This is a genomic window from Jejuia sp. G7-7 (assembly GCF_055808955.1).
The window spans coordinates 867,989-888,386 of sequence record NZ_JBVVSZ010000001.1; the positions used below are offsets into that span (position 1 = coordinate 867,989).

Sequence of the window (20,398 nt, forward strand, 5' to 3'; positions counted from 1 at the left end):
AAATTGAATACTAAAAACTATGAAACTCAATTAAATTAGCTTCAAAATACTGATCGCCTAGTTTAGTTAAAAGTGTTCTAATCACATTACTGTCGCCATTTACAGCAATTGCAGAATATCCAACATCGTTTAATTTTCCTAAACGTAAATCTTTTATATTGATATTTCTAGAAGCTAGAGCAGATAGAAGAATTAATAATATACCAGGAGCATTTTGGTGTTTAGTTAAAATTACCTTCTTGCTTAAAGCCAGGTTTAGCTTTACACCATCCATTTCTAATAAATAAACGCCTTTACTGTAATAATTTGGAAGTACAGCATCTTCTTTATAAGTGAGTTCTTTAAAGAGACCACTATCTGTGCCTTTAATAAATTCAATGGCACTTTTTACATTTCCATTGTCATTATCAATAGATAAAAATGCTACTGCGGTACCATCATTATTAGATTTTAATCGTGCTGTATTCACATTTATACCTTCAGAAGCTAATGTGTTAAACAATGAAGAAATAACCCCAGGTTTATCCAAATGCTCAGAAAACAAACCGTTAACAATTCGCTTAGTATTTTTAGGTGTTTCATCAGTAACTGTGATTGATTTACCCCATTTACGAATTCTAATGGCATTATAATCACCCATTCCTGTGGCACTTCTGTAAATATCTACAAACTCTGAAAATGAGCCTCCAAAAGAAAAATCTGGAATAATACGTCTTTGGTTATCATCCAAACGCTGATTTAACAACTCAATACCCTTATTTAAAATAGTATATTTTACTTTTAAATCATGGTCATCAAAAATAGTTCGGTTTTCAGGAATTAATTTAGAATAACTCACATAACTTTCATAACCAGCCTCTTGAATGTATTCTAAACTTTCTTTATAATTTAACCCGTAATATTTTACATGATGTGTGTCTGTACCCACACAAACAGGAATTTGTAATTCGTTAGCACGACGCAAAATACTTTGAACAGGATATACACCAACACCTTTAAATTTACCCGCCATATTTACATCTAAAGATAAATTTCTATCAGCAATCAGTTCTAAAAGTGTTCTGAATTTATTAGCTAAAGGGTGTGAACTGGTTTCAAAATTAACCAAAGCATCTGGCATATCCACATTTAGTTTTGGCAAATCTATATGACCAATAATCTGAATCATATCGCCAAAACATTCAATCATTTGAATCATTTCATTGAAATAACCATCCCAATAAGCTTCAAGGCTTCCTCTTAGTTTTAATAATTCTTGAGCTTCTTCTTTAGAGCCATCATAAGGCAAACCTTCAGGCGCAAAATGCACAGAACCAATCACATAATCAGCATCTTCTGCTTGAAATATTTTAGAACGACTCCATTGTAAACCTAAATCTGGTCCCATCCATTCCAATTCAACACCGTACTTAATGTTAATTTGTCCATCATATTTTTGACGCAGATTAGCAATTCGCTTTGGATAATTTAAATACGATTTGTTACCGCGAATAAACTTAACTTTTGTCTCTCTCTCTGCGATATAACGAAAATTGGTTAATCTAGGAGAATGAATAATAAAGGTTATACTTGGGTTTCCAGCTTCAATGGCCTTATCAATAATATCCTCTAGCTTATCAATACCATGCTTTACGTGGTCTTGTTCTGTACCAGCATGAATACCGTGGGTTTCCCAAATAAATTCGTTAAGCTTTTTCATCAATTAAAATGCATTTATCCGTTAAGAATGTCAAATTTAACCATTGCGATAGAATTTATAGCTAAAAGTTTATGGTTTTCTATATTTTTTAAAAGTAGTGTTTTTATCCTGAAAAATATTCTAAATATAAACGAATACTAAGAATTTTTTTAAAGGTGTGAATTTTTAATGTTTTGCTTAAATTCGCTTTATGTCTGTGAACTTACAAACTCCAATAGATTATTTAAAAGGCGTAGGTCCAAATCGTGCTGATTTGCTACGTAAGGAGTTGAATATACATAACTATCAAGACATTTTGAATTTATTTCCGAATCGCTACATAGATAGAACACAATATTATAAAATCAACCAACTACATCAAAATAATGCAGATGTTCAAGTTTTAGGAAAAATTACTGGATTTAAAGAAGTAGCACAAAAAAGAGGGAAACGTTTGGTGGCCACATTTCAAGACGATACAGGAACTATGCAGTTAGTATGGTTTCGCGGACAAAAATGGATTAGAGAACGTTTAAAGCTGAATACACCTTACGTGATTTTTGGAAAAACGAATTTATTTGGCAATAAATTTAGCATGCCACACCCCGATGTAGAAACTATTGATGAACACAAAAAAGGTTTGAGTTCGGGCATTCAACCGATCTATCCTTCAACTGAAAAATTGGCTAATCGAGGCATTAGTAATCGTGTTGTTGGCAAAATTGTGCAACAAGTGTTTTTGGAAACTAAAGGAAAGTTTATTGAAACTTTATCTGATTTAGTACTTTCTGAATTAAAACTGATTTCTAAATCTGAAGCGTTACTAAATATTCATTTTCCTAAGAGTCAAGAACTATTGGCAAAAGCACAATTTAGATTAAAATTTGAAGAGCTATTTTATATTCAGCTACAATTAATTCTAAAAAACTTAATTCATAAATCGAAAATAAAAGGCTTTCAATTTGAAAAAGTGGGCGAGTATTTAAATCAGTTTTTTAATAGTTATTTACCGTTCGATTTAACCAATGCGCAAAAACGTGTTTTAAAAGAAATAAGAGCAGATTTAGGGAGTAATGCTCAAATGAATCGATTGTTGCAAGGCGATGTTGGTTCTGGAAAGACTATAGTAGCGTTCATGTCAATGCTTATAGCGCTTGACAATGGTTTTCAAGCCTGCTTAATGGCTCCGACTGAAATTTTGTCAGTCCAACATTATAACGGACTATTAGAATGGTGTAATAAATTGAATATCAGTATTGAATTACTTACTGGTTCAACTAAAACTTCAAAACGAAAAGAAATTCATGAAGCCTTAGAAAATGGCGAATTAAATATCTTAATTGGTACTCATGCTCTACTTGTAGATAAGGTAAAATTCAAAAATTTAGGGCTTGCAATTATCGATGAACAGCATCGATTTGGAGTTGCCCAAAGAAGTAAATTGTGGCATAAAAATGTTAATCCGCCTAACATTTTAGTGATGACTGCAACTCCAATTCCGCGCACATTGGCTATGTCGGTTTATGGCGATTTAGACATTTCTGTTATTGATGAATTACCACCTGGTAGAAAATCTATAAAAACGGTACATCGTTACGATTCTAATCGTTTACAAGTTTTTAAATTCATAAGAGATGAAATCACTAAAGGACGGCAAGTTTATATTGTATACCCATTGATTCAAGAAAGCGAAAAAATGGATTATAAGGATTTGATGGACGGTTATGAAAGTATTTCGAGAGATTTTCCGATGCCAAAATATCAAATTTCTATAGTTCATGGCAAAATGAAACCTGCTGATAAAGATTTTGAAATGCAGCGTTTTATAAAGGGGGAAACACAAATCATGGTAGCCACAACAGTTATAGAAGTTGGTGTTAACGTGCCAAATGCATCTGTTATGATTATCGAAAGTGCTGAACGATTTGGTTTATCCCAACTACATCAATTGCGCGGACGTGTAGGTCGTGGTGCAGAACAAAGTTATTGTATTTTGATGACGAGCCACAAACTAAGTGAAAATAGCAAAACACGTTTAGATACCATGGTACGAACTAACGATGGTTTTGAAGTTGCCGATGTAGATTTAAAACTGCGAGGTCCAGGAGATATTATGGGCACACAACAAAGTGGTGTTTTAAATTTGAGAATTGCAGATATTGTTAAGGATAAAACTGTTTTACAACTCGCAAGGAATTATGCAAAAAAGATTTTGTATGATGACCCTTCGTTAGTTAGTAATGAAAATGAAGTGATTTTGAATACTTATAAAGCTATGGGTAAGTATAAGAATATCTGGAATTATATTAGCTAGATAATTCTAGCGAAACACTACTCTACTGTCATTAATCACGAAGGCCAGAATCTATTTTTTGCACTCTTAATTTGTTATTTATCCCTGCATTCGCAGGAATTAAAGAGTACATAAGCTAAAATTGATTTCATAAAAAAAGCCTTCAATTTCTTGAAGGCTTAATGTTATAAATGAATTTCAGAAAAATTACTTCTTCTTAGCAGGTTTAGCAGCTTTTCCATCCATTTTATCTTTAAGAGCTTGTAAAGCGTCATTAGCATCACCTAAAGTTGGTTTTGCTTCTGCAGCAGCACTAGCAGCTTTTTTGGTAGCAGCTTTTACATTTGCAATTTCTTCAGCTTTATGTATTGCTGCATGAGATGCAACTACACGTTTAAACTCTTTATTAAATTCAATAATTTTGAATTCTGCTTCTTCTCCTTTTTTCAATTTGTTACCATCTTCTTTTTCTAAATGACGTGACGGTACAAAAGCAACGATATCTTCGTTAAACTCTATAGTAGCACCTTTGTCAACTATTTCAGAAATAGCAGCTTTATGAGTTGTGTTTAAAGCAAATTCAGTTTCGTATTTATCCCAAGGATTTTCTGTTGTTTGTTTGTGTCCTAAACTTAATTTACGACCTTCAACATCTAATTCTAGAACAACTACATCTAACTTGTCTCCTACTGCACAAAATTCTGATGGATGTTTGATTTTCTTAGTCCAAGATAAATCAGAGATATAAATTAATCCATCAATACCTTCTTCTAATTCAACAAAAACACCAAAGTTTGTAAAGTTACGTACAATACCTGTGTGCTTGGAAGCTAATGGGTATTTAGTTGTAATGTCAGTCCATGGATCTGGAGTTAATTGCTTAATTCCAAGAGACATTTTACGATCTTCTCTATCTAAAGTTAAGATAACTGCATCAACTTCATCACCAACAGTAACGAAATCTTGAGCAGAACGTAAATGTGTAGACCAAGACATTTCAGAAACGTGAATTAAACCTTCAACACCATCAGCAACTTCTATAAATGCACCGTAATCTGCAATAACAACTACTTTACCTTTTACTTTATCACCAATTTTAACCTCTTCTCCAAGAGCTTCCCATGGGTGCTTGCTTAATTGTTTGAGACCTAATTGGATTCTAGATTTATCTTCATCAAAATCAAGAATTACAACATTTAATTTTTGATCTAACTCAACAATCTCATTTGGATGATTGATTCTAGACCAAGATAAATCTGTAATATGAACTAATCCGTCAACACCACCAAGATCGATAAATACACCGTAAGACGTAATGTTTTTAACAACACCTTCTAATACTTGTCCTTTTTCTAATTGACCAATAATTTCTTTCTTTTGTTCCTCAATATCAGCTTCAATAAGTGCTTTGTGAGATACTACTACGTTTTTGAATTCGTGGTTGATTTTCACAACTTTAAATTCCATAGTTTTATTTACATATTGATCGTAATCTCTAATTGGTTTAACGTCAATTTGAGAACCTGGTAAGAATGCTTCAATTCCGAAAACATCTACAATCATACCACCTTTAGTTCTACATTTAACAAAACCATTAACGATTTCACCAGTTTCGTGTGCTTTATTAACACGATCCCATGCTTTAATTACACGAGCTTTTCTGTGAGACAATACTAATTGACCAGTTGCATCTTCACGCACATCAATTAAAACCTCAACTTTGTCTCCTACTTTTAAACCAGGATTGTAACGGAATTCGTTTAATGAAATTACACCTTCAGATTTTGCATTGATATCGATAATTGCATCTCTATCAGTAATGTGAATTACAGTACCTTCAACAACTTCATCATCTAACGTATCTACAAAATTTTCAGCTACTAATTTTTCAAATTCTTGAAGTTGCTTGTCATCTACCTCATCAATACCTTCTTGGTAATTGTGCCAGTTGAACTCTTTTAAAAATTTTTCGGGATTTGCTTGAGCTTCAGATACTACTGGAGCTTCAACAGTTGTTGCTTCAGTTGCTTCAACTTCAGCTTGTTTTGCTTTTTCAGCCATTAAATATAAGAATGATATATTACTTTATATTCTTTACAGAATGTAATGCTATCATGTTTTGTATTCTGTATGTTTCAGGAGATTTAAGCGTTTAACACACAGAAGTGTTATTTTGTTTTATAGTTTCAATTCCTTTATCACCCTGACGATTCGCTAAAAGGAGTGCAAAAATACATATTTCCAATTAATTAGCCTAATTCACATAAAAAAAGAATAAATATAATTTCATAATGTATTAATTAGTAAAAATCTACAAAAACTGCCATTTCTTTTATTATATTTAGAACGTTAATTTTTAAACTAAAAAACAATGACTGCAAAAGCTAAATACCAAGAAGTTTTAGATTTAGGAGAATCTCTAAACATTCAAAATGGTGATGTAAAAGAAGAAAATGGGCAACTAAAAGTTTGGGGTACAGCTAATACACCTTATGAAAAAGACTTAATTTGGGATAAAATCAAAGAAATTGGTGGAGAAAATGCTTCAGATATTATGGCCGATATACAAGTTGCTGATAGTAGTGTCTATCATAGACATACTGTAAAAAGTGGAGAAACACTAGGTAAAATTGCAATTCAATATTATGGGAAAGCTGCTAAATATCAAGATATTTTTAAAGCGAATTCTGATATTCTGAAAAATCCAGATTTAATTCATCCTGATCAGGAATTGATAATTCCTAATGCATAAAACATATTTGTTCTCTCATCAGGAACATATATATCATAATATTAAGAATCCTGTGAATAAATTTACAGGATTCTTTTTTTAAAAATATTGGTATGAATTTTAGAAACCACTTAACCACTCTCGTTTTATTAAAAAACATTCCTATTAAATCTATTTTTCTTCTAGGTATATTTACAATACTTTTATCTATAAATGTAAATTCTCAAAACGGAAAAATTGAAGTTAAAGGTTTAATTTTAGATGAAACATCTACTCCTATTCCATTTGTTGCTGTTGGGATTACAGCAAAATATATTGGAACATCCAGTACTGATGATGGCGAATTTTCATTTTTGATTACAAAAAACGAACTAAGGGACACGCTTTCAATTTCTAGTTTGGGTTATGAACCATTTGAAATTATTATTGAAGATTTTATCAATAGAACATCAAAAGAAATTGTTTTAATTGAAACACTAACAGAGCTGGATGCTATAACGTTATTAAGTCCTGCTGAATATGTAGTAAATGCTCTTAAAATGCTTAAAAATAACACTATTAGCAAGCCTCATCAAATTGAAATATTATATAGGAGTGCAGTTACTGAAGGTGATAAACCTAAACTTTTAGTAGAAAATTACATTAAAGTAAAAGATCGAGGCCCAGCATTCTACTTTGGGTTAGTTCAGGTTACTGAAAGTCGAAAATCTGGAGATTACAGAATTTGGAAACCCAAACACAATTGGCATCCAATAAATGTTGTTGCCCAAGTAAATCCAATACGACCAAATGACTCTGACCATTCTAGAAACCTAAAAAAATTTATTTGGAAAAAAATTGGTGATTCATCATATGAAGGTGAAGATGTTGTTATTGTTGAAGGTAAAAACCCAAAAAAGAAATGGGAGAAAATAAAACTATATATAGGTATAGATACTTATAAAGTATACAGAATTGAGCGTGGTAAAACCTTGTTTATTTACAAAAACCATGAAAGCGGCAAGCTGGTTTTAAACTACTATAACCATGATTGGCATTTATCTAAAGATAGAATCCCTAGAGAATATTGGAATACACCTGTTGTAGATTCTCATTTTAAAGCAGAAGCTTTTGTTTATAGAGTTATTACTGATAAAAAAGAAAATAAAAGTAAGCCCTTATGGTATTGATGTTGATGCAGCACTAATAGATTTACCTTATAATGAAGAGTTTTGGAAAAACCTAAGTGCTCCACCAGATACCAAATTCTATAAACGTATAAAAGATGGTTTAGAAAGCATATATGGTGTACCACTTGAAAAGCAATATGAATTAGTGAATAAATAATTGAATATTTTGTGCAAATAATTGGTAATTATGTAGTTATATACAATCTGCCAAAAATGTAATTTAGTTAATCTAATAATAAGTGTTAATTAAGTTTTTTCAATCTTTTTATTAAAATTAGATTTTGGCTTTATTTTTGTAATTTAAATCAATATGAAAATCAAATCATTACGTTACTTACTAAGTTTATTAATATTAATTCCAATTTTTGGATATTCCCAGAATGAAAGAATTGAAGTTAAAGGTATAATTTTAGACGAAGCAGCTTATCCAGTACCATTTGTTGCTGTTGGTATTGTAAAAAAATATGTAGGCACATCAAGTACCGAAGATGGGGAATTCTCATTCCTTATTACTAAAAATGAATTACAAGACTCTCTATCTGTTTCTAGTTTGGGTTATGATTCCTACAAGATTAAAGTTGAAGATTATTTAAAACTAGAAAAGAAAGAAATCATCCTTGTTGAAACTACAACTGAGCTTGATGCTGTGAAATTGCTTAGCCCAATAGACTACGTACTTAACGCAAAAAAAATGATGAAGGCAAACACGTTAAGTGAACCTCACAAAATAGAAATGTTGTATAGGCGAGCGAACACAGAAAGTAAAAAATCGAAATTTTTTGTTGAAAACTATATAAAGATTAGAGATAGAGGTCCAGCATATGCTCCAGGAGACATACAAGTTACTGAAATTAGAAAATCTGCTGATTACAGAATATATAAAACAAAACAATGGCAACATTCAATTAATAGCTTATTCCATCTTAACCCTTTTAGACCTCATTATTCTCAACATAGTCGAAATCTAAAGAAATTTAAATGGAAAAAAACTGGGGACTCTTCATATGAAGGTGAAGATGTTGTAATTGTTGTAGGACAAAATCCCAAATTAGATTGGGAAAAAATTGTGCTTTATATTGGTATTGATAGCTATAAAGTATATCGTATAGAACGAGGAAGAACTTTGTTTATTTACAAAAAACATAATAGTGGTAAATTACATTTAAGTTATTTTAAAAATGAATGGAACCTAAAAAAAGAGAATATCCCAAAAAAATATTGGGGTACAGATGCTGAAACTTTACAGTATAGAACTGAAGCTTTTGTTTATAATGTTGAAACGGATAAAAAGAAATTCAGGGTAATACCTTTTGGTCATGATACTGATATGGGGATTATAGATTTACCATATAATGAAGAGTTTTGGAATAACCCTAAGTATGCCTCCGGATACAGAATTTTTAAGAGAATAAAAAATGAATTAGAGGGGAATTTTGGAGTTCCATTAGCTAAACAATTTGAGTTAGTAAATAAATAGAGCTTATTCGCTATCCTCTATCGTCATTTTTACAAGGTTTAAAATTTTACTAAATTGTTCTTGTAAGTTAAGATTAGAATTATCAATTTCGATAGCATCATCAGCTTTCACAAGAGGTGAATCCTTTCGATTTGTATCAATATAATCGCGCTCTGTAACATTTTTTAAAACAGCTTCATATGTAACTTTATCTCCACGTTTAATAAGTTCTTCATAGCGTCTTTTTGCACGTTTTTCAGCAGAAGCAGTCATAAATAGTTTAAGTTCTGCATCCGGAAAAACAACAGTACCAATATCTCTTCCATCCATAACAACTCCTTTGTTTTTTCCCATTTGTTGTTGTAACTCAACCAATTTTTTTCGAACTTTAGAAACAGCTGCTACCCTACTCACAAAACTAGAAACTCTTAAAGTTCTAATTTCTTTCTCAACATTTTTAGTATTCAAAAGCATTTCAGCAAATCCCAATACTTCGTTAAATCTAAACTTCAAATTAATATTGTCTAGTTGATACTCTAGAGCTTCAATATTAAAATCGTTATCAGAAATCAAACCTTTTTGAAGTGCATATAAAGTTACCGCACGATACATTGCCCCAGTATCAACATACACATAACCTAAATGTTTTGCAATCTGTTTAGCAACAGTACTTTTACCTGTTGAAGAAAAACCATCTATGGCGATTGTAATTTTATTCATGTATAAAGTTTGAAGTCCCTAAAATACTTAAAATGGTTAGAGTGTAAAAAATTATTCCCTATTTGAAAACTCAGAATTCTCTACCTATTGTAAATCTATTTGCAATCCAAAAAAATTAGAATTAGCTGCACTTGTATATTTAGCATGTGTATAACTAAAACGCATTTTATTCATCTTGATAGAAATTCCAGCAGAAAGACCTGAGAAATTTCGTTGGTCTACAATTCTTAATTCCTCACCACGGCGGAAATTATACCCTAAACGTATATTAAAACCACCTTCTGGAAACAATTCAGCTCCTAAAATGGTATGCCTTATTAGTTGCCCCATGAAGCCTATTTTTTCAGAAGATTGATTTCCAGATAAATCGCTTGTAACTCTTGCTGGATTTGGTCTTGCGATTGGCCATTCTTGTAAGTTTTCAAACGTAACATGCCATCTAATAGGTACATGCTCTAATGTCTGTGACATACCAAATCCAATTTCAAAAGGTAATGGTTCATTTAAACCTGCATAAGTAGTAATTTGTGAACCTAAGTTTCTTACAACTAAAGCCGCATGAAAATCTAAATCTTCATCAATATACAATAAGCCCAAATCTACTGCAGCTCCAAAAGAATTATATTGTTCTAGTTTTGAAGTAATTAATTTTAAATTAGTTCCAAAAATAAAAATCAGAATAACCTAATTGAAGTGCATAACCTACAGATAATGCTGTTTCATTTCCTGTAAATGATCCAGTAGAGTTGCCAGCTTCATCATAACCATCAAAATCCCCATAATTTATATAGGTTATTCCACCATGAAAAGTTTTGTGTACGTCTATCAACAGTATAAGCATAAGCAGCAGTTCCGTAACTAATACCTCCTAAATAACTCGAGTAATTTAATGCCAATTGATTATCCATTTCAGCATTAATAGTAGCTGGGTTAAATAAGCCTTGGGTTACATCATAGTCTACATTTGTAAATACTTTTCCTCCCAAAGCTGCTTGTCTTGGAGAAGACACTAAGTTCAAAAATTGATATGTAGACTCACCTCCTACTTGAGCAAAAACCAATGGAGCAAGAGACAAACAAAAAATAGTGATAACTTTCTTTAGCATATTTACGATACAAAGTAAATGAATCTATCTTTAAACGATAGCATGTATCTTTTATTTTTTTGAAGTATGGATTTCTATTTCAAAAATAATTTTTGACCAATATTTAGTGTATTATTTTTTAATCCGTTTAAACGCTTTAAGGTAGCAACACTAATTTTTTGTTTTTCTAGAAATTTCATAGAGCGTATCTCCTTTTGAAACTATCCATACAACATCTGAAGTTTCTTTTTCAGCTTTATCAAAATTTCTAACACGAAGCTTCTGTCCTATGCTAACCAAAGTGGTTTTGAGATTATTACCCTTTTTAAGTTCGTTTAATGTTAGCCCATATTGTTTTGAAATCATCAGCATGTTTTCGCCAGGTTCTACAATATGAAAATTCAATTCTTCTAGCGAAAAATCTTCTTTATCAGCATTAGCCTTAATAATTGAATCATTTCCATTCGATCCTACTAATATAAACTCACCTGTAGTAACATTTAATCTTGCCGCTTTACCATTTAAAAGTACATCTTTATAATAGGGCTTTTGTTGTGCACTAATTGTTTGGCACATAAAAACCACCAGAATGAATACATCAAATTTAAAGATTCTTTCCATTTTTAACTTTTTGATTAGTGATAGCAATATCTATAACTTCACTCATATCGGTCACATAATGAAAGGTTAAACCTTTTAAATATTCAGGTTTTATTTCTTCAATATCACGTCTATTATCTTCACACAATAATATTTCTTTGATACGAGCTCTTTTTGCAGCTAGAATTTTTTCTTTAATACCTCCTACTGGTAATACTTTCCCACGAAGTGTGATTTCACCAGTCATTGCCAAACTTTTCTTAACTTTCTTTTGAGTGAAAAGTGACACTAAAGAAGTTAACATGGTAACACCTGCACTAGGTCCATCCTTAGGAGTTGCACCTTCAGGAACATGGATGTGTACATTATATTTCTCAAATACATCAGTATTTATACCAAAAGTATCTGCATTAGATTTTATATATTCCATGGCAATAGTAGCCGATTCTTTCATTACTTTACCTAAGTTTCCCGTAATGCTCATATTACCTTTTCCTTTGGAAAGTATGGACTCTATAAACAAAATATCTCCACCAACACTAGTCCATGCTAAACCAGTAACAACTCCAGCAACGTTATTGTTTTCGTATTTATCGCGTTCTAGTTTTGGCCCACCCAAAACTTCAATAATATCTTCATTAGAAACTTTAACATTGTAATCTTCTTCCATTGCAATGTTTTTGGCAGCAAAACGTACCATTTTTGCAATTTGTTTTTCTAGACCACGTACACCAGATTCTCTTGTATAACCTTCAACTATCTTTTCTAATTGTGGTTTTGCTATTTTTAAATGTGAGTTATTTAAGCCATGCTCTTTTAATTGTTTTGGTAATAAATGACGTCTAGCAATCTCTACCTTTTCTTCTATAGTATAACCAGTTACATTGATGATTTCCATACGATCTCTCAATGCAGGCTGAATAGTATTTAAACTATTTGAGGTTGCAATAAACATTACTTTGGAAAGGTCATACCCCATTTCTAAAAAGTTATCGTAGAACTCACTATTTTGCTCAGGGTCTAACACTTCAAGCATTGCAGAAGATGGGTCACCTTGATGAGAATTTGAAAGCTTATCAATTTCATCTAAAACAAAAACAGGGTTAGAAGTCCCCGCTTTTTTTAAACTTTGAATGATACGCCCTGGCATTGCACCAATATATGTTTTGCGGTGTCCACGGATTTCAGCTTCATCTCGTAATCCACCTAAAGACATACGCACATATTCTCTACCTAAAGCTTCAGCGATAGATTTCCCCAATGATGTTTTACCAACTCCAGGAGGACCATATAAACATAAAATTGGCGATTTCATATCATTTCGCAATTTTAATACTGCTAAATATTCTATGATACGACGTTTTACATCATCTAAACCATAATGATCGCGGTCTAAAATTTTCTTGGCACGTTTTAAATCGAATTTATCTTTACTGAACTCATTCCAAGGTAAATCTAAAAGTAATTCTAGATAATTACGTTGAATTGAGTATTCAGAAACCTGAGGATTCATACGTTGCAACTTCCCAATTTCTTTATCAAAATGCTTCGCTACTTTTTCATCCATACTTTTTCTGAAGCTTTAAATCGCATTTCGTCAATCTCCTCATCATGACTTACACCACCTAATTCTTCTTGAATGGTTTTCATCTGTTGATGCAAGAAATATTCACGCTGTTGTTGGCTCATATCCATTTGAACTCTGGACTGAATATCATTCTTAAGTTCCAATTTCTGAAATTCAACATTCATAAATTTCAATGTCGCTAAAGCTCGCTTTTGTAGATCATTGATTTCTAAAGCTTCCTGTTTTTCGGTAACAGAAAGATTCATATTTGAGGATACAAAATTTACCAAAAAAGAATTGCTCTCAATATTTTTTATAGCGAAAGAGGCTTCACTTGGAATATTTGGACTTTCCTTAATAATCTCTAAAGCTAAATCTTTTATCGAATCTATAATTGCTCTAAATTCTTTATTATTTATAGCTGGTTTAGCTTCTGCAATATCTCGAACGGTAGCGTTCATGTAAGGTTGCTCAGTAATCACTTCAGCAACTTTAAAACGCTTTTTACCTTGAATAATAACTGTAACGTTACCATCAGGCATTTTTAAAACTCTTAAAATCCTAGCTACAGTACCCGTTTCATGGATATCTTTTGCTGTTGGGTTTTCAACAGTTTCATCCTTTTGAGCTACTACACCAACTACTTTTGAGCCTTTATTGGCATCGTTTATCAACCTAATAGATTGATCTCGACCAGCGGTAATAGGTATAACTACACCTGGGAACAATACAGTATTTCGTAATGATAATATTGGGAGTGTTTCAGGTAACTCTTCATTATTAATAGCCTCTTCATCTTCAGGTGTCATTAATGGAATTAACTCTGAATTTTCATCAAACTCCTGTGATGACAAACTGTCAAACGTTATAAAATTAGATTTCTTCATATATCTCTCTAGGTCATTATGTCATTAAAACGTACTAAACCTTTTTTCAAATTTATTATACAAAATTTTAAACACCTATATATCAGTATTTTAATAATTGATAAGACGTTTTATTACTTATATAAATTCAATAGTTATGCCAATTGTAATTATTTAGACATTACATTTTACCAGTTTTTTGCAAAACAAAAAGTACTATAATTGGTATTGCCAATAAACCTACAAATAGCAGACTTGTACTAAAAAGTGATGGCGCCAACATGAGCGTTAGTATATAACCACCTACAGCACCGCCAAAATGCGCATCGTGGCCTATGTTCCCAATTCTTTTTTCATACCGTAAATAGAATACAATAAATACCCTATTCCGAATACAAACCCTGGAATAAAAAAGTTTATTTCCATCCAAGGATCAAACAAAATAGCTGAATATATCACTCCCATAACCGCCCCACTTGCACCAACTGCGCTATAATGATATTCATTTTTATGAAAATAATAAGATAGGAAATTACCAATTAATAAACTACCAATATATATAGTTAAAAAGCCTACTGTTCCTAGCTTGTGAACTACTAAACCAGAGAAAAAGTATAGTGTTACCATGTTGAACAATAGGTGTTGCATATCTACATGCAAAAACCCGGAACTAAACATTCTTATTTGCTCTCCTCTTTTAATCCACCTACATTAAATTTATACTTTTCAAAAAAAGTAAAATCGTTGAAACCCTTATAGGATATCAAAACGTTAGCGATAATTATTATTATAGTTATGGTATCTAAATTACCCATGTGTTTAAAACGATTAAATTGAAATTAACATATATTTGCGCTTACAAATCTAAAACTTATAAATGCAATTTCTAGCGTATATTATTATTTATCCTTTTTTATGGTTAATTTCTATATTACCTTTTAGATTGCTGTATGCATTTTCGGATGGCATTTATGTGTTGCTCTATTATGTTTTTGGGTATAGAAAGAGAGTTGTTTCAAATAATTTGAGATTAGCATTTCCTGAAAAATCCGATTCAGAAATTTTAAAAATCAGAAAAAATTCTACCATCATTTGTGTGATATGATTGTTGAAGCCATAAAATCTATCACAATTTCTGAAGCTGAAATGCAAAAGCGTTATGCATTTACTAATTTGAATATGTTACATCAATTAGAAGAAGAACAAAAAAGCATTGTACTTTTTATGGGACATTATGCAAGTTGGGAATGGATTTTCATCTTACAGACACATGTAAATTATAAAGGTTATGCAGTCTATAAAAAATTAAGTAACAAGTATTTTGATAGACTTGTAAAACGCATTAGAGCCAAATATAATAGTCATTTAATAACCACAAAAGAAACATTTCCTGCACTAATAAAAGCCAAGCGTAATAATGAGTTAACCTTTAACGGTTTTGTTTTTGACCAATCTCCAAAATTAAACAAAGCAATATATTGGCAAGAATTTATGGGCATTAGAGTACCTGTTCATGTTGGCGCCGAGGTTTTAGCAAAACGATTAGATATGGCTGCTTTGTTTTTGAAAGTTAAGAAATTAAAAAGAGGCTATTACGAATCCACTTTTTCTATTATTTCTAAAACTCCAAAAGAATTAAAAGATTTTGAAATTACCGATATTGCTCTAAAACGTGTTGAAGAACAATTACATGAAGCTCCAGAATATTATTTATGGACACACAAACGCTGGAAGCATCGTGGTAAAGAGCCTAAATAAGAAATACTATTCTTCTTTAAAATCTGGATTTACCAATACTCTGCCTTCTTTCATTGCCTTCATATAAACTGCTTTTGATGGTCGTGGACGAATTCTATATTTTGTTGGCAAACCTGTTTCTCTAAAAAAATCGTCTGGTGTTCTTTGCTTTGGTAAAAAATCTTTGGTTGTAGTTCTAGTGGTTACAAGTCTTTCTCTCATTTCATCTAAAACCTCTTTGTAATCTGGATTTAGTACAAGATTATTTAATTCAAAAGGATCTGTTACAATATCAAAAAGCTCTTCTTTGTCTCTTGGTTTTTTAAAACATTTTTTTTGAGCTTCAGTAAGTGTTCCCTTTTTGTATTCTTCCATCATACTTTGCCAACTTCGGCCTCGGTTAACATCTGCAGATGGTGTATCTGGTAAATCATTATAAAAATTCTTAACGTATTTAAATGTTTTGGTTCTTATAGCTCTTGTATAATCTTCATAATCATGAAAATGATCTTCAGCATAAATTTGGTCTCTTATTGTTTTTGAAGTATCATTTAGCATTCCAGAAAAATCAAAACCTTCAAACTCAGAAAGTGGTTTTAAACCAGCTACACTCATAAAAGTAGGTGCTATATCTACAGAACTTATTAGATTATTATTTACAGTACCACCTTTAATTTTAGCAGGCCATTTTACAATCCAAGGTGTTTTAATACCACCATCATAAAGTGTTGTTTTATCTCGCGGAAACGCTCTACCATTGTCAGCAACAAAGACTATTATTGTATTATCAACAACACCTTGAGATTCTAGTTCAGCAACAACTTTACCGATATAATCATCCATCCTTGCAATCTCATCATAATATAAGCTATAGTCTTTTTTTACTAAATCTGTATTTGGAACATAAGGTGGTAAAGTAACATCACTTGTATCATGCACTTTAGGGCAACTATTATCATCATAAAATGGACGATGCGCATCAAATGAGGCTAGCCAAGTAAAAAACGGTTTATCCTTTGGACGCTCTTGTAATAGTTTAATCCATTCGTCACAGCCACTCCCATCTCCTTTTAAACGTCTATCCAAACCGATTGGTGCATCTAACCATTGCATTTCTAAAAGCATGTCAAAATCATCTCTTACCGGATTACCCATGTGATATTTACCTGCTAAACCTGTCCAATATCCAGCATTTTTTAACTCTTGAACAAATGTCTTTTTATAATCGGGTAATGGCCATGATAATTGCTCTGCATCAGTATTGTGAGGATATAACCCTGAAATAATACTTGTTCTACTAGGGCTACAAGAACTCGTAGTTAAAAATGCTTCTTTAAAAAGCATTCCGTCTTTTGCTAACTGATTTAGGTTTGGTGTTTTTACATTTGGATGTCCATATACTCCAATGTCATTCCAACTTACATCATCTGCAATAATTAAAACAATATTTGGTTTGTTATCAGTTTCAATATCTTTTTTAGAATCGTTTTTAGATTGACATGACATTAAAATTAATGCAATGCATGTAATCGAAGTGATGATGTGGCGGTTGATATTCATTATTCAAAAATCTAGTTATTTTACTAAACTAATGATTAAAACCATTAAGATGGAATACTTTTGAAGAATTGACTATAATTTACCTAAACACGATTTTTATTTACTAATTTGAAAACCTTGCTATATAATATAACTATCGCTTTTTAATTCCTAATAAATATAAAATAACGCCAGGTCCAGACTTTACTCTACCTATTTCCCAATTGTATGTTTCTGTATTTTCTAGATTAGCAACAAGGGTATTCATTTCTTTTACAGAATAGGTTCTCAATGAAGAAACCAGACCATCCCACAAAACAAACAATGGCACTATCGGAATAAGATAAGTAAAAATAATGCGTCCAAACTTAAAAGGTCTTATAAATGGCGTCGTTAAAAGTACGCTAATTGGCGAAAATAACATGGCTATAATACTAGGCAAACTTCTTTCTTGAGCTTCAAAAATAGCAATAGAAGAGTTAGAATTTACAGCATTCTGTAAAATTTGTTTTGCAGCATTAGGTTTAAAATGGTGTAATGATAAAAATTGAGTTCTTAAACCATTCAACTCTTCAGGAACAGCTCTGGCGTCTACTGGAGAAGTTACAAAATCAAAATTATTGGCTTTTACCTTTGTAAAATTAAATGCTGAAATATTTGGATAAAAATCAGTTAACATAATTTTTAAATCAGGAATTTCTTTTTTTAATTCAGAATTCAACCAAATTAGTCCACCTCCTCCACCAGATCCTAAATCAATTATTTGATTTGTTTTACTTTCTTGAAGTCCTTTTACAAGTATTGGTATAATAGATTTATATAATTTTGTTTTGTTTGATAGAAACTGCAAAAAATCTGTGCCATAATTTCTTAAAAACGCTGGAAACCATTTTTGGTCTTCAAATTCAAACAGATGTATTCTTCCCATTTTTAGTTAGATTTTGCAACAGTAATATGCTTATAAATAATGTGTTGGAGATTGTATTTCAAAATTAGTAAAAGAAAACAACTTATGATGAAAAGTTTGTTTCAATATAATTTTTATACTAAAAACTTCAATTAATTTTTTAGATTTTCAAATGAAAAGCATATCAAGTAAATACTTTTATTTTCAACTATATTTGCTACAAATTCAGGAATTATATTATGCCGTTTAAAAAACTAATTGAACCTTTAGGAGCTATTTTAGAACATAAAGGTTTTGAAAACCCTTTGCCATTTCAGAAAAAAATCATATCCAAAATAAAAGGAGGTGTTAGTATGTTTGCCATTGCACCGAAAGGATCTGGTAAAACAACGAGCATTATTATAAGTGTGATTCAAAAATTAAAAGGTAAAGCATTTGAAGATGCCCCACGAGTGTTGATTTTTGTAAAAGACAAACAGACTGCATTAGATTTAGAATTGGAGTTTAATGCATATAAAAGAGGAACAGATTTACGTGTCTATTGCGCGTATGATGAGAAAAATATTGATGACCAAAGGAATGAAATTTATGATGGGACAGACATTGTTATAGCTACTCCAAAACGATTGAATAAGATTTTTTACTTAAACGGGATTAATTTGAATAAACTGCAAATGTGTATTGTAGAGGATGCAGAGTTTTTATTTAGAAATAACAACCTATCTGAAGTAGCTAGAACACCAGAAAGTATTGGTAAATGCCAATATTTAATTTTTGCTGAAAAATTTGACAAACGTTTTGAACGCTGGCAAGATACATTTATGTATAATGCACAAATTGTGAAGCTTTAGTTAAGAGAGTTTACTCAATAATTTCGTAATCAATACTTAGTTTTCGTAAAGCTCTTAAAGCAGAGCCAGAGTTTTTATCTTCTACTTCAATATCAACGGCGTCTCCTTCTAAAAGTATATCAGTAAATTCGTTAGACAAAGATGTTTCAATATTAGAGATTTCTACAATACATTTAGCTATCGCTCTTCTATCTGGTCTCTGAGCATCGCAAGACAATAAATTTAATTTCATAGGAATAGTTTATTTGTGTAAGATACTCTAATTGAAGAAAGTCTGGATGATAATTGCCGGATTAGTTAGTCATTGTTTATAAGTTTCTGTTTTTATAAAGTTCAATTGCCTTTAAGTAATTTTGTGCACCTTTCATGGTTAAATCATTGATAAATTCATCAAACTTAGGATGATGGATTTTAATCCAATTAACCAAAGTGTCTCTTTCATTTTGCCAAACATTCCAATTAGCATCTGGATATTCTAATTCTTCAAGTTTTGATATTTTTCCATTATGAAAAGAGATTTTGTATTTGCAAGTTAAAGGATTGTTTTTTAAAACTTGAAACGTAGCGAACTCGATGTTACGGTTGCTAATATTTGGTCATTTTGGTGTTCTATCTTGATTAATTGATATGTGGGCTGAAATACGGAATCCCATTTAAATTGTTTGTAAAAACTATTTTGTGTATAAAGTGTTATATAATCTCCAGAGGTAATTGTAATACTATCATTTATTACCGTTTTTATTTGATTAAAATCTGCAGTATCAAACCCTTGAAAATATGTAGTTACTGTCTCAGAAGGCGATGGTTTTTTAATGCTGCAAGACGTTAGTGAAATTATGATAGTGAAAATGATGACATAGTTTTTCATGGGTTTGGGTGCTGTTTGCATGTAATATATGCCTTGTAGTTCCTCGAAGATCGGAGTTTTATTCAATTAACTTTCTTTCAGTTAATTCTATTTCCCAAAAACTCATAACTTGATTTGCGAGCTCAATTATTTCTAATGAATTGCCAAATTCAGATTTAAGATTATCTTCAAAGTAAACTATTATTGGGCTTTCAAAAAAACCTTCTTGTACAAAACCTTTTTCTACAAAACGCTTTTTTCAATTTCCTTTATAGAATTATGTCTATATGTTTCAAAATGTTTAATCCCATTTGCAATATGATTACACACTTTTATTATTGGCTTTTTATTA

16 protein-coding genes and 3 pseudogenes are annotated in these 20,398 nt (G+C 31.3%); 8 read left to right on the plus strand and 11 right to left on the minus strand.

What is annotated here, in order from left to right; genetic code table 11:
• Positions 1–10: 10 nt before the first annotated feature.
• Entirely contained in the window at positions 11–1,699 is a 1,689-nt protein-coding gene (locus AC0L5U_RS04300) for a histidinol-phosphatase HisJ family protein (RefSeq protein ID WP_473414836.1), read from the minus strand.
• 190 nt (positions 1,700–1,889) lie between these two features.
• On the opposite strand from AC0L5U_RS04300, the gene recG reads away from it, so the two are divergent.
• Positions 1,890–3,992, plus strand: coding sequence for an ATP-dependent DNA helicase RecG (recG, locus tag AC0L5U_RS04305; protein WP_473414837.1), 2,103 nt, complete (start codon positions 1,890–1,892; stop codon positions 3,990–3,992).
• Between the two features lie 186 nt (positions 3,993–4,178).
• Here the strand turns inward: recG and rpsA are convergent, their stop codons facing one another.
• On the minus strand, positions 4,179–6,032 hold the full coding sequence (gene rpsA / locus AC0L5U_RS04310) for a 30S ribosomal protein S1 (RefSeq protein ID WP_473414838.1): 1,854 nt from the start codon (positions 6,030–6,032) through the stop codon (positions 4,179–4,181).
• 310 nt (positions 6,033–6,342) lie between these two features.
• On the opposite strand from rpsA, the gene AC0L5U_RS04315 reads away from it, so the two are divergent.
• From AC0L5U_RS04315 to AC0L5U_RS04330, 4 genes are all read left to right on the plus strand, one after another.
• Complete coding sequence (locus tag AC0L5U_RS04315) at positions 6,343–6,723, plus strand: LysM peptidoglycan-binding domain-containing protein (protein WP_473414839.1); 381 nt, start codon at positions 6,343–6,345, stop codon at positions 6,721–6,723.
• 92 nt (positions 6,724–6,815) lie between these two features.
• On the plus strand, positions 6,816–7,871 hold the full coding sequence (locus AC0L5U_RS04320; protein ID WP_473414840.1) for a carboxypeptidase-like regulatory domain-containing protein: 1,056 nt from the start codon (positions 6,816–6,818) through the stop codon (positions 7,869–7,871).
• Positions 7,813–8,028, plus strand: coding sequence for a hypothetical protein (locus AC0L5U_RS04325; RefSeq protein WP_473414841.1), 216 nt, complete (start codon positions 7,813–7,815; stop codon positions 8,026–8,028). Before AC0L5U_RS04320 ends, AC0L5U_RS04325 begins: the two co-directional genes overlap by 59 nt.
• Before the next feature lie 153 nt (positions 8,029–8,181).
• On the plus strand, positions 8,182–9,348 hold the full coding sequence (locus tag AC0L5U_RS04330; protein WP_473414843.1) for a carboxypeptidase-like regulatory domain-containing protein: 1,167 nt from the start codon (positions 8,182–8,184) through the stop codon (positions 9,346–9,348).
• 3 nt (positions 9,349–9,351) lie between these two features.
• Here the strand turns inward: AC0L5U_RS04330 and cmk are convergent, their stop codons facing one another.
• From cmk to AC0L5U_RS04355, 5 genes and pseudogenes are all read right to left on the minus strand, one after another.
• Positions 9,352–10,047 carry a (d)CMP kinase gene (gene cmk, locus AC0L5U_RS04335; RefSeq protein WP_473414844.1) on the minus strand — a complete coding sequence of 232 codons (696 nt, stop codon included), beginning with the start codon at positions 10,045–10,047 and terminating at the stop codon, positions 9,352–9,354.
• Between the two features lie 84 nt (positions 10,048–10,131).
• A pseudogene (gene porQ / locus AC0L5U_RS04340) lies at positions 10,132–11,153 on the minus strand (type IX secretion system protein PorQ).
• A gap of 150 nt (positions 11,154–11,303) precedes the next feature.
• Positions 11,304–11,753: a LysM peptidoglycan-binding domain-containing protein gene (locus tag AC0L5U_RS04345; protein WP_473414845.1), complete on the minus strand. Its 450-nt coding sequence runs from the start codon at positions 11,751–11,753 to the stop codon at positions 11,304–11,306.
• A pseudogene (gene lon, locus AC0L5U_RS04350) lies at positions 11,737–14,186 on the minus strand (endopeptidase La). The gene AC0L5U_RS04345 and the pseudogene lon overlap by 17 nt, the downstream one beginning before the upstream one ends.
• Before the next feature lie 160 nt (positions 14,187–14,346).
• A pseudogene (locus AC0L5U_RS04355) lies at positions 14,347–14,980 on the minus strand (rhomboid family intramembrane serine protease).
• Positions 14,981–15,042: 62 nt separating this feature from the next.
• On the opposite strand from AC0L5U_RS04355, the gene AC0L5U_RS04360 reads away from it, so the two are divergent.
• Both AC0L5U_RS04360 and AC0L5U_RS04365 read left to right on the plus strand, forming a co-directional pair.
• Positions 15,043–15,270: an LpxL/LpxP family acyltransferase gene (locus AC0L5U_RS04360; RefSeq protein ID WP_473414846.1), complete on the plus strand. Its 228-nt coding sequence runs from the start codon at positions 15,043–15,045 to the stop codon at positions 15,268–15,270.
• Positions 15,267–15,923, plus strand: a complete 657-nt coding sequence (locus AC0L5U_RS04365; protein ID WP_473416165.1) for a lysophospholipid acyltransferase family protein — start codon at positions 15,267–15,269, stop codon at positions 15,921–15,923. Before AC0L5U_RS04360 ends, AC0L5U_RS04365 begins: the two co-directional genes overlap by 4 nt.
• 6 nt (positions 15,924–15,929) lie before the next feature.
• Here AC0L5U_RS04365 and AC0L5U_RS04370 read toward each other — a convergent pair whose 3' ends face one another.
• Positions 15,930–17,462, minus strand: a complete 1,533-nt coding sequence (locus AC0L5U_RS04370; protein ID WP_473414847.1) for a sulfatase family protein — start codon at positions 17,460–17,462, stop codon at positions 15,930–15,932.
• 133 nt (positions 17,463–17,595) lie between these two features.
• Complete coding sequence (locus tag AC0L5U_RS04375; protein WP_473414848.1) at positions 17,596–18,369, minus strand: hypothetical protein; 774 nt, start codon at positions 18,367–18,369, stop codon at positions 17,596–17,598.
• Between the two features lie 218 nt (positions 18,370–18,587).
• Between AC0L5U_RS04375 and AC0L5U_RS04380 the strand changes: the two genes are divergently transcribed.
• A complete protein-coding gene (locus AC0L5U_RS04380) occupies positions 18,588–19,199 on the plus strand; it encodes a DEAD/DEAH box helicase (RefSeq protein WP_473414850.1) in 612 nt (203 codons plus the stop codon).
• Positions 19,200–19,209: 10 nt separating this feature from the next.
• On the opposite strand, the gene AC0L5U_RS04385 is transcribed toward AC0L5U_RS04380, so the two are convergent.
• Both AC0L5U_RS04385 and AC0L5U_RS04390 read right to left on the minus strand, forming a co-directional pair.
• Positions 19,210–19,431: a hypothetical protein gene (locus AC0L5U_RS04385; protein ID WP_473414851.1), complete on the minus strand. Its 222-nt coding sequence runs from the start codon at positions 19,429–19,431 to the stop codon at positions 19,210–19,212.
• A gap of 315 nt (positions 19,432–19,746) precedes the next feature.
• Complete coding sequence (locus AC0L5U_RS04390; protein WP_473414852.1) at positions 19,747–20,088, minus strand: hypothetical protein; 342 nt, start codon at positions 20,086–20,088, stop codon at positions 19,747–19,749.
• Positions 20,089–20,398 lie beyond the last annotated feature (310 nt).